Origin of the sequence: Streptomyces sp. NPDC059256, assembly GCF_042753785.1 — a bacterium.
Taxonomy (GTDB): Bacteria; Actinomycetota; Actinomycetes; order Streptomycetales; family Streptomycetaceae; genus Streptomyces.
Map to the genome: position 1 here is coordinate 218,023 of NZ_JBHYZO010000005.1, position 16,240 is coordinate 234,262.

At 69.0% G+C, this 16,240-nt stretch carries 13 protein-coding genes and 1 tRNA gene; 12 read left to right on the plus strand and 2 right to left on the minus strand.

Annotation, left to right across the window (positions count from 1 at the left end; translation table 11 throughout):
• Positions 1-115: 115 nt before the first annotated feature.
• Positions 116-979, plus strand: a complete 864-nt coding sequence (locus ACFXJL_RS14905) for a helix-turn-helix transcriptional regulator (protein ID WP_358877712.1) — start codon at positions 116-118, stop codon at positions 977-979.
• On the plus strand, positions 963-1,175 hold the full coding sequence (locus ACFXJL_RS14910) for a DUF397 domain-containing protein (protein ID WP_358877711.1): 213 nt from the start codon (positions 963-965) through the stop codon (positions 1,173-1,175). Before ACFXJL_RS14905 ends, ACFXJL_RS14910 begins: the two co-directional genes overlap by 17 nt.
• Before the next feature lie 550 nt (positions 1,176-1,725).
• Here the strand turns inward: ACFXJL_RS14910 and ACFXJL_RS14915 are convergent.
• Entirely contained in the window at positions 1,726-3,465 is a 1,740-nt protein-coding gene (locus tag ACFXJL_RS14915) for a beta-galactosidase family protein (RefSeq protein WP_384692423.1), read from the minus strand.
• A 114-nt stretch (positions 3,466-3,579) separates the two neighbouring features.
• Between ACFXJL_RS14915 and ACFXJL_RS14920 the strand changes: the two genes are divergently transcribed.
• The 9 genes from ACFXJL_RS14920 (at position 3,580) to pyk (ending at position 15,258) form a co-directional block, all read left to right on the plus strand.
• Entirely contained in the window at positions 3,580-4,464 is an 885-nt protein-coding gene (locus tag ACFXJL_RS14920) for an AraC family transcriptional regulator (RefSeq protein WP_329017224.1), read from the plus strand.
• An 11-nt stretch (positions 4,465-4,475) separates the two neighbouring features.
• On the plus strand, positions 4,476-4,802 hold the full coding sequence (locus tag ACFXJL_RS14925) for a chorismate mutase (protein WP_358877709.1): 327 nt from the start codon (positions 4,476-4,478) through the stop codon (positions 4,800-4,802).
• A gap of 242 nt (positions 4,803-5,044) precedes the next feature.
• Positions 5,045-5,866, plus strand: coding sequence for a 23S ribosomal RNA methyltransferase Erm (gene erm, locus ACFXJL_RS14930; RefSeq protein ID WP_384692428.1), 822 nt, complete (start codon positions 5,045-5,047; stop codon positions 5,864-5,866).
• 282 nt (positions 5,867-6,148) lie between these two features.
• On the plus strand, positions 6,149-6,553 hold the full coding sequence (locus ACFXJL_RS14935) for a hypothetical protein (protein ID WP_358877707.1): 405 nt from the start codon (positions 6,149-6,151) through the stop codon (positions 6,551-6,553).
• A gap of 401 nt (positions 6,554-6,954) precedes the next feature.
• Positions 6,955-9,486, plus strand: coding sequence for an aminopeptidase N (pepN, locus tag ACFXJL_RS14940; RefSeq protein WP_384692431.1), 2,532 nt, complete (start codon positions 6,955-6,957; stop codon positions 9,484-9,486).
• Positions 9,487-9,789: 303 nt separating this feature from the next.
• Positions 9,790-11,277 (plus strand): pyridoxal phosphate-dependent decarboxylase family protein, encoded by a 1,488-nt coding sequence (locus ACFXJL_RS14945; protein WP_384692434.1) that lies wholly within the window; start codon positions 9,790-9,792, stop codon positions 11,275-11,277.
• Positions 11,274-12,686, plus strand: a complete 1,413-nt coding sequence (locus ACFXJL_RS14950) for a SidA/IucD/PvdA family monooxygenase (RefSeq protein ID WP_329017210.1) — start codon at positions 11,274-11,276, stop codon at positions 12,684-12,686. The genes ACFXJL_RS14945 and ACFXJL_RS14950 overlap by 4 nt, the downstream gene beginning before the upstream one ends.
• Before the next feature lie 253 nt (positions 12,687-12,939).
• Positions 12,940-13,653, plus strand: a complete 714-nt coding sequence (locus ACFXJL_RS14955; RefSeq protein ID WP_384692439.1) for an SIMPL domain-containing protein — start codon at positions 12,940-12,942, stop codon at positions 13,651-13,653.
• 171 nt (positions 13,654-13,824) lie between these two features.
• Positions 13,825-15,258 carry a pyruvate kinase gene (pyk, locus tag ACFXJL_RS14960; protein ID WP_358877704.1) on the plus strand — a complete coding sequence of 478 codons (1,434 nt, stop codon included), beginning with the start codon at positions 13,825-13,827 and terminating at the stop codon, positions 15,256-15,258.
• Positions 15,259-15,361: 103 nt separating this feature from the next.
• Here the strand turns inward: pyk and ACFXJL_RS14965 are convergent.
• Positions 15,362-15,434, minus strand: a tRNA-Leu gene (locus tag ACFXJL_RS14965).
• Positions 15,435-15,553: 119 nt separating this feature from the next.
• On the opposite strand from ACFXJL_RS14965, the gene ACFXJL_RS14970 reads away from it, so the two are divergent.
• Complete coding sequence (locus ACFXJL_RS14970) at positions 15,554-16,207, plus strand: response regulator (protein WP_329017202.1); 654 nt, start codon at positions 15,554-15,556, stop codon at positions 16,205-16,207.
• Positions 16,208-16,240 lie beyond the last annotated feature (33 nt).

Consider the following 16,240-nt stretch of genomic DNA (forward strand, 5'->3'; position numbering starts at 1 on the left):
CGAGCGAGAGATTCCGCCCCAGCTGCCGAGGCGTCGCTACTACCATCGATGAAAGGGCACGTCAGGTACCTGTTCTGCCTGTCACCAAAGGGCGTCTGTGGACAGGGAATTGAAGGTGAGTTCGATCGTGGAGCTAAACAACGAGGACGGCGGGAAACCCACTCCGCGCACGGTGCTGGGGCGGCGCTTGCAGCGTCTGCGGATGGAAGAGGGCCTGTCACAGCGCGCGCTCGCGGAGCGGGTGACGTATCCGCACACATATCTCAGCCGGGTGGAGCGCGGGGAGCAGTTACCGTCGGAGGCACTGGCTCAGGCATTGGATGCCCATTTCCGCACCCACGGATTGTTCGTCGAACTCTTGGGCATGGCTCAGGACTCGACGATTCCTGACTATGGGCGAACGATCGTAGAAAGCGAAAAGAGCGCCGCCCGAATTCAGGTTTTTGAGTGCAGCCTGGTGCCAGGTCTACTTCAAACCGAGGGTTACGCTCGTGCCCTGTTCCAAGCATCGCTTCCCGGATTTGCGGGGGATGACGTTGAAAGCCGGGTTGGCACGCGGATGCGGCGCAAGCAGATCTTTGAGCGCGAAGAACCGCTGCTCTACTGGGCCATCATGGATGAGGCGGCCGTTAAGCGCCCCATGGGTGGAATGAGCTGCATGGCTGGCCAAATCGCTCACCTTCTCACGGCTGCTGAGAGTTGGAACATCTCGGTTCAGATCTTGCCCTTTGCCCGTGGGCAACACCCCCTGCTGGGTGGGAGTCTGAGCCTCCTGACCCTGGCAAGCGGCGCTACGCTCGGGTACGCAGAGAGCTTTATTTCCGGCGAACTGGTCGAGTCGCCAAAAGGCGTTCTCGGTCTGACCCAGCGCTTCGACGTGGCTCGCTCCATGGCTCTGCCGGAGAGGGAGTCGCTCGACCTCCTCCGCAGTTACCTGAAGGGGTACGAAGAAGGATATGAAGATGACGACCGTTCCTGAGTCCTCAGTGCTCACCGGCTGGCGCAAGTCCAGCTATAGCAATGGGGACGGCGCTGCCTGCGTCGAGGTGGCACATCTCCACCTCGGCCTGTTGCCGGTGAGGGACAGCAAGAACCCCCATGGCCCTGCTCTCCTCATTCCCGCTCACGCGTGGGCCGACTTCATAGACGAGATCAAGGCACGCCCCGGACTGTGAACGGACCTCGCCCCCGATGCGGAGCACCAGGCATCGGGGGCGAGGCGTGTGGGGGGACGGGGGTGTCCCTGCGTGAGGGAGGGGCGCGGTCGGCGTCGGGAACGGGTGGGGAATCAGCGTTCTCGTGGGCGGGGTGGGCGGGGTGGGCGGACCCAGTGTCCGCCGCTGACTCCGCACTGACGGTACGCGGAGTCGACGCGTCCCATCACGGCGGCCGTACATCTCGGCTCTGGGCTTCGGTTCGGTCGTTCACGGAGTGCCCGCAGTGGTGAGCCCCGCGCGGACGTTGTCGTTCCCGCCAGCATCACCAGCGGGAGCACCGTCACCAGGATGCTGAGCGCACGCTTCTTGGAAGGGAGCTTGGTGCCAGTTCTCACGGACACTCCTCCGAACGGTCCGGGAGTCCCGGACGGGAGATCAGAAACCGTGCGCCGCACCGCGTTGACCTGAGCGTAGGAAGCGGCTCCACTCCCGGTCAACGATTATGGGTGGATTGTCATGTCATGAGAGAGATCTTCATTCAGTGGCGGCAAGCACCAGGGCGACGCCGTCAGCGCAGGGTGATCCCCGCCCCCGCCTCCTCCAGTTCCAGGACCCAGATGTCGTTCGTCCCCTGTCTGAGCACCGACCCCGGCAGGAACAAGCCCTGTTGGGGGCCGACCCACCAGTACCGTCCCAGGCAGAAGCCGTTCACCCAGAGGAAGCCCCGGGTCCACCCGGGCAGTTCGACCCGGGCGTCCCCGGGCCTCTCGATCTCCACCGAGGTGCGGTACAGGCCCGGCCCGCCCGATCCCGCGGGCAGGAACGACACGCTCTCGACCGCTTCGGGGGTGAACGACGCCAGCCGTAGACCCTGTGCCCGCACCCCGTGCAGGTACTGGCGCTCGTGCAGCACGCCGCCCGTGATGCCCTTCGGTTCGCCCAGGCGTGGACCGTAGTTGACCCGGCCCTGCGACTCCACCCAGAAATCCACCTCGGCAGGGCCCGGGACCAGCTCGGGGAGGGTTTCGTGGTCCTCGCTGAGTACTCCGGCCCGTACCCCGTCCACGTACACGACCGCCCGGTCACGCAGCCCGGAGGCGCGCAGCGGATACGGTCGGCGCGGCCCCGGTACCCGGACCCGGTAGCGGACCAGGCCGCGGTCCACGCCCAACTCCTCGAACGTCGGCGGGGTCGGGGTCGTCGTCTCCGGGTCGCCGACGGCGTCCAGGACGGCATCGAGCGGTGACCAGTCGGCCGGACGCACATCGAGACCGGCGCCCAGGAGCGGGGGAGCGGGCGGGACCTCGGGCAGCGGCTTGTCGGCGTACTCGGCGAAGACCTCCCGGAAGGCCCAGAACTTCTCCGTCGGCCGTCCGGATTCATCGATCGGCGCGTCGTAGTCGTAGGACGTCACCGTCGGCTCCAAGAGCCCGTCGTGCAGGGTGCCGGCCCGGTTGGCGCCCGCCCAGCCGCCGAAGTTGGTTCCGCCGTGCGCCATGTAGAGGTTGACCGAGCCGCCGAGCTCCAGGATCTCGCGGAGTTCCTTCGCGGCCTGTGTCGCGTCCCGGGTCACGCACTCGTCGCCCCAGTGGGCGAACCAGCCGCACCAGAACTCCATGCACATCAGCGGCCCGCTCGGGCGGTGGCGGCGCAGGGCGGCGAAGGCGTCCATGGCGCCCGACCCGAAGTTGACGGCTGCGAGCACGTCCGGCAGCGAACCACCGGTGAGCATGTGGTCCTCGGGCCCGTCCGACGTGAACAGCGGGACGCTCACCCCGCAGTCGCGCAGGACGTCCGCCACGTGCCGCAGATAGCCCTGGTCGCTGCCGTAGCTCCCGTACTCGTTCTCCGCCTGGACCATGATCACCGGGCCGCCGCGGTCGATCTGGCGCTCCACGACCTGGGGGAGGAGTTTGGTGAACCAACCGTCCACGGCCGCCAGGTACTCGGCGTCGTCGGTGCGCACCCGTCGGCCGACCAGTCCGGTCAGCCACATCGGCAATCCGCCGTTCTCCCACTCGGCGCAGATGTACGGCCCCGGGCGCACGATCGCCCACAGACCCGCCCTCTGCGCGGCATCGAGGAACCGGCCCAGCGCCTCCACATCCGTGTACTCGCCGCGGGCGGGCTCGTGCAGATTCCACGGAACGTACGTCTCCACGCAGTTCAGGCCCATCGCGCGCAGCATCGCCAACCGGTGGTCCCACTGCCCCTCGTGTACTCGGAAGTAGTGCAGCGCGCCCGAGAGCAGCCGCACCGGCCGTCCATCGAGCAGAAAGTCCGTCTCACCCACGCCGAATTCAGCCACCCGCCCACCTTTGACCCCTGGCGGCCGACCGGTCCATGGACAAAGATCGGCACTGTTTGGACACAAGCGAGCGCGGAGAAGCGCAGACGATCAGCCAAGAAGGGGCAAAGGCGGATGTATCACACCTGGATGCGCTACTTCACCCCAGGTGCGGTCCATCGTCGGCTCGGTCTGGTCTGCCTCGGTGTCGGTCTGCAACACGGCAGCCTGCCGACTGTCGGGCCGCGCACGCTGGACCACCATGTGGCCGTGGTGATCAGCTCGGGGAGCGGCTGGTTCCGTGCGCCCGACGGGCAGCGCCTCGCCGTCACCGCACCCGCCCTGATCTGGATCACCCCCGGCGTCCCCCACCACTACGGACCCGACCCCGGCGGCTGGGACGAGAGCTTCGTCGACTTCGACGGCCCCGCGACCGACACGTACACCGAACTCGGCTACATCGACCCCGACCTGCCCGTCGTCCCGCTCTCGGACGCGGCGGGACCACGCGCCGCGATCGGCCGGATCGCCCGGGCCGCCCGCCGCGGAAACCCCCTCCTGGAGGTCGAAACCGCAGCGGCCGTCCATGAACTCCTCGTCGCCCTGCGCCGCGCCCGCGCCGACACCAGCCCCGCCGGCGACCCCGTGCTCACCGCACTGGCCCGGGACGCCTTCCAACCCCTGTCCGTCGCCGAGCACGCCGCCCGGCACGGAATGACCCCGGCCGAACTGCGGACCGCCGTGCGCCGGGGCGCGGGATGCAGCCCCAAGGACTATCTGCTCTCCATCCGACTGAGACGGGCCCGGGAGCTCCTCGCCGCCACCGAACTCTCCGTCGCATCCATCGCCCGCCGCGTCGGCTACGAGGACCCCGCGTACTTCTCCCGGCTGTTCACCCGACGCGTGGGCACCGCGCCCGTCCGCTTCCGTGAGCAGCAGGGACGTTCCGTACCGGGTGGCTGGAGCGACCGCATCCCAGACCCTGAACACCCGCCCACCATCAGCACCCGGTCCACGTAAGCTCACCAACCATGACGACCAGGGACATCGACGAGAACGTACAGGCCGAGCTGGATCGGCTGCGCGGAAGCATCGACAACATCGACGCCGCCCTCGTCTATATGCTCGCCGAGCGCTTCAAGTGCACCCAGCAGGTCGGTCATCTCAAGGCGCACCACCAACTCCCGGCCGCCGACCCGGCGCGCGAGTCCCGCCAGATCGAGCGGCTGCGCAGCCTCTCCGAGGATGCCCGGCTCGACCCGGCGTTCGCGGAGAAGCTGCTCAACTTCATCATCGCCGAGGTGATCCGTCACCATGAGACGATCGCGGCCAACCCGGGCGGCGCGCACCAGCCGTAGCGCCCCGGCTCGTGCACCGGCACCCGCCGCCGCTCGGGCGCTGAAAACGAGTTGCGGGCCCCCACCACCGCCCGCCTAGGCTCGCCCCCATGTGTGGAATCTCCTGTGGGATCGCAGTGATGAGGCTGCGCCGCGCCTAGCGGCGGATCGTCCTCACCTCCCGAATCGCTCCGCCGCTTCCGTGAGTCATCTCCGAGCGGCATCCCGTGCTGCCCGGATCACCTCGAAGTCGCGGAGATCCTGTGCCCACGCACCACCGTCCTGGCCGTCATGAACTCGGTCAGAACTTCCTCATCGACCGCACCACCATCACCACCGTCATTGACCTCGTCGCCCGTACCGAAGGACCGATCATCGAGATCGGCAGCGGCGACGGCGCACTGACGCTGCCGCTGGAGACCCTGGAGCGTCCCCTCACCGGTATCGAGATCGACCCCAGGCATGCCGCCCGGCTTGCTCGGCGCACCCGGGGGCGTACCACCGTCGTCCCCGGTGACTTCCTCCGCTACCAGGCCCCGACCAGCCCGCACGTCCTCGTCGGGAACCTGCCCTTCCATGAGACGACCCCGATGCTCCGCCACATCCTCGCCTCGCCCGACTGGACCGATGCCGTGCTGTTGGTGCAGTGGGAGGTCGCCCGGCGGCGGGCCGCCGTGGGTGGGGCGACGTTGATGACGGCCCAGTGGTGGCCGTGGTACCGCTTCGGGCTGGTCGCCCGAGTGCCGTCGACGGCGTTCCGCCCACGGCCCACCGTCGACGGCGGGCTGATGACCATCACCCGCCGTGACCGCCCGCTTCTGCCGCCCTCGGCCCGCCGTGAGTACCAGGACTTCGCCCACCGCGTGTTCACCGGCCGGGGACGTGCCCTGCCCGAGATCATCGCCGGTGCGGCGCCGGGCCTGCCCGGCCATCGCATCGGGCAGTGGGTGCAACGGCACGGCATCCGCCCCCGGCAACTGCCCAGGGACCTCGACGCGGAGCAGTGGGCGGATCTGTTCCGGTTCCAAGGCGATCACCGGGGGACACGGCGGGCGGGGGCGCCGCGCCAGCGCGGGCGTCGCTGACCTGACCTGATCCGAGGTCGGCGTCCTTGCCCGGGGCAGGACGCCGACCGGTCCACAGGCGACCTCGGGAGTCGACTTCTGTCACGGCGCACACCCCCGGTTCTGCCACGGCGCGCACCCCCCCGGTTCTGTGACGGCGCGCACCCCCGGCTCGTGCGCCGCATCTGCCCGCCCGGTCCGGAACGCAGGTCACTCAGCCACAAGTCCTCGGTACGCATTGCCATGGAGCACCCGGCTCACAAGGGGAAAGACTGGCGCCCACGACGAAGAAGGTGGGATGAGATGAAGAGGAAACTGGCTGCTGCCGGAACCGTGGTGGCGTCGCTGGTCCTGACCGCGGCGATGGCAAGCCCAGCCGCCGCGATCACTGTGTACAGGCAGTGCTTCACCACCGGTGCGGACGGCGGCGCCCGTGTCATGAACTGGCACGGCCCCGACAGGGTGGACCTCACCCTGAGCGTGACGGACTCGCGGGCCGACGGCCACCATGTGAGGGTTCGCTTCCTGTCGAAGACGGTCAGCGGCACCACGGTCAAGTGGGGTTGGCACAAGAACACCAGCGGCGCCGGACGCACGTTCGTGCGCGAGACGAGCGCCTCGCACCCCAACGGGATCTTCCATGTCGGTGTGGAGATCGCCCGGTTCGAGGGCAACACCTATCTGAACTCCTGTGTGGACTGGGGCTGACCGCCGCCGCCCGAACGTGCACAGCACGTTGCGGGTGTCCGTGCCACCGCCTCCCCGCCCGGAGGCGGCGCGGCCCGGCGCAGGGCAATGCCTTCCGAGCCGTGATCCGTTCCGCCCCCGCCCGAGCCGGGGCGCGGGGACGGCCGGTGGGCTTCCCTCCCCGGACACGGGAGGGCCGACCGGCACCCGGCTCCATCACGGCCCGCGCGGGGTACACGCCGGCGCCGACGCACAAGAGGGATGAGCGGACGTCTGCGACTCCCACCAGTTGCTCCCGGGACACGCGGGACACCACACAATCGAAATGAGGCGTGGCAGCCCTTTATGCGACGCCGACGTGCGCTCAAAGCGCAACCGATACCCCATGTGCTCGGCCCCGTGGATCAGGCAGCATGGCACCCATGTCCGTACTCACGCGCGACGAAGCGCAGACTCGTGCACAGCTTCTCGACGTCCACCGCTACACCGTGGATCTCGACCTCACCGCCGGGGCGGGGGTCCCTCCCGGGAAAGAGACAGAGACCTTCGGCTCCACCACCGTCATACACTTCACCGCCCGCGCGGACGGGGACACCTTCGTCGAGGTCAAGCCGGCCGCACTGCACTCCGTAACGCTGGACGGACATCCGCTCGACCCCGCCGCGCTCGACGGCAACCGCTTCCCGCTGCCCGGGCTCACCCAGGGGGAGCACGAACTGCGCGTCGAGGCGGACATGCACTACTCGCGCACCGGCGAGGGAATGCACCGCTTCACCGACCCCGCGGACGGCGAGACCTACGTCTACACCCAGCTCTTCCTGGACGACGTCCAGCGAGTCTTCTCCGCCTTCGACCAGCCGGACCTCAAGGCCGTCTTCGACGTGTCGGTGACCGCCCCCGGCGGCTGGACCGTCCTCGGCAACGGTGTCGCGACCCACCACGGCGACGGCAAGTGGAGCTGCGCCACCACCACCCTGCTCTCCACCTATCTCGTCGCGGTCGCCGCCGGACCCTGGCACTCCATACGCACCGAACACGCCGGGCTCCCCTTCGGCCTCCACTGTCGCCGCTCGCTCGCGCCCTACCTCGACGCGGACACGGACGAACTCTTCGAGATCACCCGGCAGTGCTACGACCGGTACCACGAGAAGTTCGAGGAGCCCTACCCCTTCGACTCCTACGACCAGGCGTTCGTCCCCGAGTTCAACGCGGGAGCGATGGAAAACCCCGGCCTGGTCACCTTCCGCGAGGAACTGGTCTTCCGCTCGGCCGTCACCGACACCGAGCGTCAGACGCGGGCGATGGTCATCGCCCATGAGATGGCCCACATGTGGTTCGGCGACCTGGTCACCATGGTCTGGTGGGACGACCTCTGGCTGAACGAGTCCTTCGCCGAGTACATGGGCTTCCAGATCCTCACCGAAGCCACCCGCTTCACCGACACCTGGGTCGACTTCGCCGTCGCCCGCAAGGGCTGGGGGTACGACGCCGACCAGCGGCCCTCCACCCATCCCGTCTCCCCGGACCCGGACGCGGTCCCGGACACCGCCGCCGCCCTCCTCAACTTCGACGGCATCTCCTACGCCAAGGGAGCTTCCGCCCTGCGGCAGCTGGTGACCTGGATGGGGGAGAAGGACTTCCTCGCCGGCATCAACATCCACTTCGCGCGCCACAAGTTCGGCAACGCGACCCTCGCCGACTTCATCGACTCCCTGTCGCAGGCCACCGACCGCGATCTGCCCGCCTGGGCCGAGTCGTGGCTGCGCACCACCGGCGTCGACACCCTCACGCCCACCGTCACCGAAGCCCCCGGCACCTGGTCGCTCGCCGTCGACCACCAGGGCAGCCGCCCGCACCGCATCGCCGTCGGCGCGTACGACATCGACCCCGTCGACCCGACCCGGGTCGTCCTGCGCCATCGCTACGAACTGGACATCCCACAGGGGGACGGTGCCGCCGAGCAGCACCCCGGCCGGCGCCCCGCGCTCATCGTCCTCAATGACAACGACACCACCTACGCCAAGATCCGACTCGACCCCGGCTCCTGGGAGACCGCGGTACGCATCCTGTCGTACGTCCCGGACGCCCTGACCCGCGCCGTCATCTGGAACGCGGCCCGTGACATGGTCCGCGACGGAGAACTCGACCCCAGGGCCTATCTGGAGGCCGCCCGGACGCAACTGCCCCGGGAAACGGACCTGGCGATCGCCCAAGGCGTCCTCGCCTTCGCCGCCGGTCAGGTCGCGGACCGCTATGTACCGGCCGCCGAACGGTCCGCCGCACTCGGTGCCATCCGGGACATCTGCCGCGGACTGATGCGGCGCACCGAGGACGGCAGCGACCCGGGACTGCGGCTGATCGCCGTACGTCACTTCATCGACGCGGCGGCCCAGCCGGAGGCGATCCAGGAATGGCTCGCCGAAGGCAGCGTCATCGGCGGACCGGAACTGGACCCCGAACTGCGTTGGCGCATCCTGTACCGGCTCGCCGTCCTCGGTGAGACGGACGAAGCCGCCATCGCCGCCGAACTCGAAGCCGACCCGAGCGCCACAGGCCAGCAGGGCGCGGCCCGATGTCGCTCCGCCCTGCCGACACCGGAAGCGAAGGAAACCGCCTGGGAGCGGCTGTTCGCCTCCGACGACCTCTCGAACTATCTGTTCCGTGCCACGGCCCAGGGCTTCTGGCAACCCGAACAGGCCGAACTGGTCGCCCCGTACCTCGTGCGCTACTACCCCGACACGGTCGCCCTGGCGGACCGCAGGGGTCCGGCGATAGCGGAGGCCGCCGGCCGGTACGCCTTCCCGCTGCACGCGGTGGACGACGAGGCCCGGGAGCTCGGCGAGACATGTCTGCGGGACGCCCAGATGATCCCCGCCCTGCGCCGTAGCCTCTCCGACCAACTCGACGACCTGCGCCGCGCACTGGCGGTACGGGGGGTCGACCCCTCCGTGTGATCGGCTCCGGGGGCTGACCGGCTGCCGGTCAGCCCCCGAGATTCCGGACTTGCTCGTCCAGCCCGCTCGTCCGCTTTTCGTGCAAGTGCGTTCCGAGCGCGTTCCGGCCGTGGCGGACTCTGCCGACAGCGGACCGCGCCGCAAGTGCGCCGGGTGACCACCCTCCGCGCGGAGTGCTCCGACGCGCCCGTGTGACCAGGCTCCCCGCGGGGAGCCGAACCTCCTCCATGCCGGACTCGTTGAGCACGGCGCGCACCCCTCCGACCGGGGTCGCCCCGCCCACGCAGCCCGCGGAGGACGCCCATGAGCACGTCGAGCGCACCCGACCCGAGTTCGTCACCGGCACCTGTCACACACGGCACGGCACCCGAGACCGGTACGGACACCGGCGAACCGGGGGCCTTCAGCACCTGGCCCGCCCCGCTCGCCGGTGGGGCCCATGGCCCCGACGCCCTCCGCCCCCTCATCGGTCTGGTGCTCGAAGCCCTCAGGGAAGGCGCCGCCGACCGCGGCGGCCCCCTCCCGCCGGGCGGCCCCCTGAGCGTCGCAGCCCTGGTCCAGCAGGTCGCCGAACCGGTCCTGCCCGACCACGGCATCGGCGCGGGTGACGCGCTGCACCGGCTCGTACGGACGATGGCGTACGGCGCCGCCGATCCCGCGGACCCGCTGTGTGCCGCACATCTGCACACCCCACCGCTCGCCCTCGCCGTCGCCGCCGATCTCGCGGCGTGCGCACTCAACCAGTCCCTGGACTCGTGGGACCAGGCTCCGGCGGCCTCCGAGTTGGAGCGCGTGGTGACCAAGGCGGTTGCCGCCGAGGTCTATCCCGATGCGCCCGATCCGGACGCCCTCATCACCACCGGAGGCACCGAGTCCAACCAACTCGCCCTGCTGCTGGCCCGTGAACGCCACGGTGCGATCCAGGTGATCTGCGGTACGGGCTCCCACCACTCCGTACAGCGTGCCGCCTGGCTGTTGGGCCTGCCCGCGCCGGTGGTCGTGTCGGCGGGTGGCGGCACCCTCGACCCGGTCGCGCTCGACGAGGCCCTGACCGAACTGCACGGACCCCGGCTGGTGGTGGCCACGGCGGGGGCGACCGACACCGGACGCATCGACCCTCTTCCCGAGGTTGCCGCACTGTGCGAGCGGCACGGCGTCGAACTCCACGTCGACGCCGCCTACGGCGGACCGCTGCTGTTCAGCGAGCGCCACCGTTCCGCGCTCGCGGGTCTGGACCGCGCCGACTCCGTCACCCTCGATCTCCACAAACTCGGTTGGCAGCCCGTGGCGGCCGGACTGTTCGCGGTGCGCGACCGGTCCCGGCTCGGCCCGCTCGCGATCACCGCCGACTACCTCAATCCCGACGACGACACCGAAGCCGGCCTCCCCGATCTCCTGGGACGGTCCCTGCGGACCACGCGCCGCCCCGACGTGCTCAAGGTCGCCGTCACCTTCCGCGCCCTCGGCCGCAGCGGGCTCGCCGAGTTGGTGGACGCCACCATGGCGCGCGCCGGCGACTTCGCCGCCCTCGTCGCGGCGGACGCCCGGCTCGAACTGTGGGACCGCCCCACGCTCAGCACCGTACTGTTCCGGCCGCGCGGCGCGACGGACGAACAGACCGCGGCCATTCGCCGCACGCTCCTCACCAGCGGGAGGGCCGTCCTGGGCCGCGCCCGTATGGACGGCCGCCTCTGGCTCAAAGTGACGCTCCTGAACCCGTACACCACCGCGGATGACCTGCACCGACTGGTCCACCTCGTGAACGAACTCGTGGAAGGCACCCATCGATGAGCGCAATGCCCCCCGCCGAAGCCGAGCAGCCCCACGACCTCGTGGGCATCGGCATCGGACCGTTCAACCTCTCGCTCGCCGCACTGGCCCACGGCCTGCGCAAGCCCCTGCACACCGCCTTCTACGAGCAGGGCCATCACTTCAGCTGGCATCCGGGCCTTTTGATCGAAGGCGCCCGCGTCCAGGTTCCGTTCCTCGCCGATCTGGTGAGCCTCATCGACCCTGCCAGCCCCTGGAGCTTCCTCAACTACCTCCGCTCCCGTGAGCGACTGTTCCCCTTCTATTTCGCCGAGCGGTTCCACATCCACCGCGCCGAGTACGAGGCGTACTGCCGCTGGGTGAGCCACAGCCTGCCCGGGCTCCACTTCGGCCACCAGATCGACGCCGTGCGCTGGAATCCGGACCGCCAACTGTTCGAAGTCGACTTCACCCAACTCGACGCCGACGGCGAGGCCGAGGCGCTGGGCCGCACCTACGCCCGGAACATCGCCCTCGGGGTCGGCACCGAACCCTATGTACCCGAACCGCTGAGACCCCTGGTCGACGCACCGGCCGCACCGGTGATCCACTCGGCCGACTACCTCGACCACCGCGATCGACTGCTGGCCGCCGAACACATCACGGTGATCGGCTCCGGACAGTCGGGTGCGGAGATCTTCCTCGATCTACTGCGTCAGCGGCCCGTGGGACGCGAGGGGGTGCACTGGCTGACCCGTACCGAGGCGTTCACACCGATGGAGTACTCCAAACTCGGCCTCGAACACTTCACCCCCGACTACAGCCGCTACTTCCACTCGCTCCCCGAACAGACCCGGGACCAGGTCGCGTTCGGTCAGTGGCACCTCCACAAGGGCATCGACGCGGGGACGATCGCCGACATTCACGAGGAGCTCTACCGGCGCACCCTGCACGGTGGCTGGCCGGACGCCGTACTCACCCCGGGAGTGCGCGTCCGAACGGCGGGTCGGGTCGCCACCACCAAGATCGAACTGCATCTGGAACACCTCCAACAAGCCGCGCGATCACGGCTGATGACCGATGCGGTCGTCCTCGCCACCGGCTACCGCCAGCGCCCGGTGGACCTCCTCCTCGCCGGGATCGACCCCTACTTGCGGCGGGACGCCGCCGGGCGTCCCCACATCGACACCGACTACCGGATGGTCACCGACAAGACCATGACCGGCTCCGTCTACGTACAGAACGCCGAGACGCACACCCACGGGGTCGGGGCTCCCGACCTGGGACTCGCCGCCTGGCGCAGCGCCAGCATCCTCAACTCGCTGACCGGCCAGGAGCCCTATCCGCTGCCCAGGCGCACCGCCTTCACCAGCTTCGGACTGGAACGGCCTGCTCCGCCCCGCGTACCCGCCCAGGGCATGCACTTCACCCCGCTCGCACCGAGCTTCTGAGCCGCGGGTCCATATCGCGCCCATATGGGGTCGATGCCGGGGCCATGTCGGGTCCGTGCCGGGCCCGGTTCGGTCCCGGTTCGGTCCGCCGTCATGGGCGGCGGGGCGTGCTCGCTGACACCGCCCCGCCGATGAGCTCCTCCATGTCAGAGCCGGATGCGACAGTGTTTCTGACATCAGCCGTCAGCATGTCCGCGCCTGCCATGCGATCCGTGCGGCAGGCACGGACGAACGAGGGAGCCTCGCCGAGACCATGGACGCATCCAGCACCGACGCACCCGCACCCGCCGCCCCGTACGGCACCCCCGAGACCCCGCGCGTCGCCGTGCGCGGTGAGGCCCGGCTGGAGGTCGATCCGGAGATCGCCCGGATCGGGATCACCGTCGTCGCCCGCGGCTCCGACCGCCGCGCCGCGCTCGCGGACCTCACCCGGCGCAACACAGCCGTCCTGGATCTCGTCAAGTCCTACGGCGAGGCCGTGGAGAAGCTGGAGACCGGCGCCTTCTCGATCACCCCGGAGCTCGCCAAGCGGGGCAAGGGGGAACACGTCCGTTCGTACCACGGGAAGGTCTACCTCATCGCAGAACTGGCCGACTTCACCGCTCTCGGCGAGCTGACGACCCGGGTCGGGGACCTGGAGATGACCCGGGTCGACGGGCCGTGGTGGAAGCTGCGGCCCCAGTCACCCGCCCATGGCGAGGCCCGTCGGCAGGCCGTGCTCGAAGCCGTCCAGCGGGCCCGTGAGTACGCGGGGGCGCTCGGAGCGCAACTCTCCGCACTGGTGGAGCTCGCCGATCTGGGCGCGGAGGACGGCGGCGGTTACAGCATGGCCCGGTCGGCTCCCATGGCCTTCGCCGGCTCCGCCGAACTGGCCAAAGGAGCACCGGCGCTCGATCTCGAACCCCAGCGTCAGACGGTCTACGCACAGGTGAACGCCCGCTTCACGATGACCCCACCGGTGCTTTAGGGGATTTCTCCTAGCGGACCATCGCAGAAAGGGCGCTCCGGGCAGCGGAATTGCTCATCGGAGCGCCCTTGCGCACATTTCGACAGTTGTCAATGACCTTTCACGCAAAGGTTGTTGGGAAGAAACCTGGAATCAAATCCCTACGGATGGGGTATGCCCTAGGGTCGTTCTATGCGCCGAGCGAAAATCGTCTGTACTTTGGGCCCAGCCACCGACTCGTACGACCAGATCAAAGCCCTGGTCGAAGCCGGAATGGACGTGGCCCGACTCAATCTCAGCCACGGTAGTTACACCGAACACGACGAGCGCTATCAGCGCGTACGCAAAGCGTCCGACGAGACGGGTCGCAGCGTCGGTGTACTGGCTGATCTCCAGGGCCCGAAGATCCGACTTGGGCGCTTTCGTGAGGGTCCGGTCCTGTTGGAGCGCGGTGATGAATTCACGATCACCGTCGAGCCGATGGAAGGCGACCGCAATATCTGCGGAACGACCTATCAGGGGCTGGCCGGCGATGTCGCTCCCGGTGAGCGCATCCTCGTGGACGACGGAAAGGTCACCCTCGAAGTGACCGCCGTCGACGGGCCGCGGGTGCACACCACGGTCATCGAAGGGGGCATGGTCTCCGACAACAAGGGCCTCAACCTCCCCGGGGTCGCCGTCTCCGTCCCCGCCCTCTCCGAGAAGGACATCGAAGACCTCCGCTGGGCGCTGCGCACTGGTGTCGACGTCATCGCCCTGTCCTTCGTCCGCAGCGGTCGCGACATCGAGGACGTGCACCGGATCATGGACGAGGAGGGGCGCAGACTGCCCGTCATCGCCAAGGTCGAGAAGCCCCAGGCCGTGGACAACATCGACGACATCGTGGCCGCCTTCGACGGCATCATGGTCGCCCGCGGCGACCTCGGCGTCGAAATGCCGCTGGAGCAGGTGCCGATCGTCCAGAAGCGGGCGATCAAGCTGGCCCGGCGCAACGCCAAGCCCGTCATCGTCGCCACGCAGATGCTGGACTCGATGATCGAGAACTCCCGCCCCACCCGCGCCGAAGCCTCCGACGTGGCCAACGCCGTCATCGACGGCACCGACGCCGTGATGCTCTCGGGCGAGACGAGCGTGGGCAAGTACCCCATTGAGACCGTGCGCACCATGGGCCGGATCGTCGAGGCGGCCGAGGAGGACGTGCTCGGCAAGGGCCTGCCGCCGCTGACCGAGCGCAGCAAGCCGCGTACCCAGGCCGGTGCGGTCGCCCGTGCCGCAGCCGAGATGGGCGACTTCCTCGGAGCCAAGTTCCTGGTCGCCTTCACGCAGTCCGGCGACACCGTGCGCCGACTCTCGCGCTACCGCTCGCCGATCCCCCTGCTGGCGTTCACGCCCGACCAGGGGACCCGTTCCCAGCTCAATCTGACCTGGGGCGTGGAGACGTTCCTCGGCCCCCATGTGGAGTCCACGGACGCCATGGTGGCCCAGGTCGACGAGGAACTGCTGAAGATCGGCCGGTGCGAGCGGGGTGACATCGTGGTGATCACCGCGGGATCACCTCCCGGAATGCCCGGCTCCACGAACCTGGTGCGGGTGCACCACATCGGTGTGGACGACACCACCAGCTGAAGGATGCAGGACCGCTGGGGCCCCCTCGCCCGGGGCCTCGGCGGAGGCGGAAAACAATCATGGTCGCGATGATGAAATCGCGACCATGGAATTGCAGGGAAAGTACCCCGGGTGGGATTCGAACCCACGCTGGATGGTGTTTGAGACCATTGCCTCTACCGCTGGGCTACCGGGGCGCCTTGGAAACGTAGGGTGGCGGGCACCCTTCGTGCCCCCACCATACAGGAGCTGGGTAGGCTCATGGGCAGCACCCTGCATTGGAACGCCTTGGAAATGCCTTGGAATGAGGAGTCCCGTGACCGCCCCCGACTCGCCCCAGCCCGTCGCCGACGACGACAAGTCGCACGTCCCCCCGCTCACCACCCGCGTGGTCATCGCCGAGGACGAGGCCCTCATCCGGCTCGACCTCAAAGAGATGCTGGAAGAAGAGGGATACGCGGTCGTCGGTGAGGCCGGAGACGGACAGCGTGCCGTCGAGCTCGCCCGGGAACACCGGCCGGACCTCGTCATCCTCGATGTGAAGATGCCCATCCTCGACGGCATCTCCGCAGCCGAGAAGATCGCCGAGGAATCCATCGCCCCGGTGCTGATGCTCACCGCCTTCTCCCAGCGGGACCTGGTCGAACGAGCCCGGGACGCCGGCGCGATGGCCTATCTGGTCAAGCCCTTCAGCAAGAGCGACGTGGTCCCCGCCATCGAGATGGCCGTCTCCCGCTTCACCGAGCTCAAGGCGCTGGAGCAGGAGGTCGCCGACCTCTCCCAGCGGCTGGAGACCCGCAAGCTCGTCGACCGCGCCAAGAGCATCCTCCAGACCGAGTACGGGCTGAGCGAGCCCGCCGCCTTCCGATGGATCCAGAAGACCTCCATGGACCGCCGCATGTCCATGCAGCAGGTCGCCGAGGCGGTCATCGAGGACGCCGAGGAGAAGAAGGCGGCGAAGGGCCAGTAGCGGCCCTCCTCACACGACGACAGGGCCCGCGGT

What these genes read in the sequence shown, in the direction of transcription:
- ACFXJL_RS14910 (WP_358877711.1), top strand. Translation starts at nt 963, where the DNA reads ATGACGACCGTTCCTGAGTCCTCAGTGCTCACCGGCTGGCGCAAGTCC.
- pyk (WP_358877704.1), top strand. Translation starts at nt 13,825, where the DNA reads ATGCGCCGAGCGAAAATCGTCTGTACTTTGGGCCCAGCCACCGACTCG.
- ACFXJL_RS14935 (WP_358877707.1), top strand. Translation starts at nt 6,149, where the DNA reads ATGAAGAGGAAACTGGCTGCTGCCGGAACCGTGGTGGCGTCGCTGGTC.
- ACFXJL_RS14950 (WP_329017210.1), top strand. Translation starts at nt 11,274, where the DNA reads ATGAGCGCAATGCCCCCCGCCGAAGCCGAGCAGCCCCACGACCTCGTG.
- ACFXJL_RS14920 (WP_329017224.1), top strand. Translation starts at nt 3,580, where the DNA reads ATGTATCACACCTGGATGCGCTACTTCACCCCAGGTGCGGTCCATCGT.
- pepN (WP_384692431.1), top strand. Translation starts at nt 6,955, where the DNA reads ATGTCCGTACTCACGCGCGACGAAGCGCAGACTCGTGCACAGCTTCTC.
- ACFXJL_RS14945 (WP_384692434.1), top strand. Translation starts at nt 9,790, where the DNA reads ATGAGCACGTCGAGCGCACCCGACCCGAGTTCGTCACCGGCACCTGTC.
- ACFXJL_RS14925 (WP_358877709.1), top strand. Translation starts at nt 4,476, where the DNA reads ATGACGACCAGGGACATCGACGAGAACGTACAGGCCGAGCTGGATCGG.
- ACFXJL_RS14955 (WP_384692439.1), top strand. Translation starts at nt 12,940, where the DNA reads ATGGACGCATCCAGCACCGACGCACCCGCACCCGCCGCCCCGTACGGC.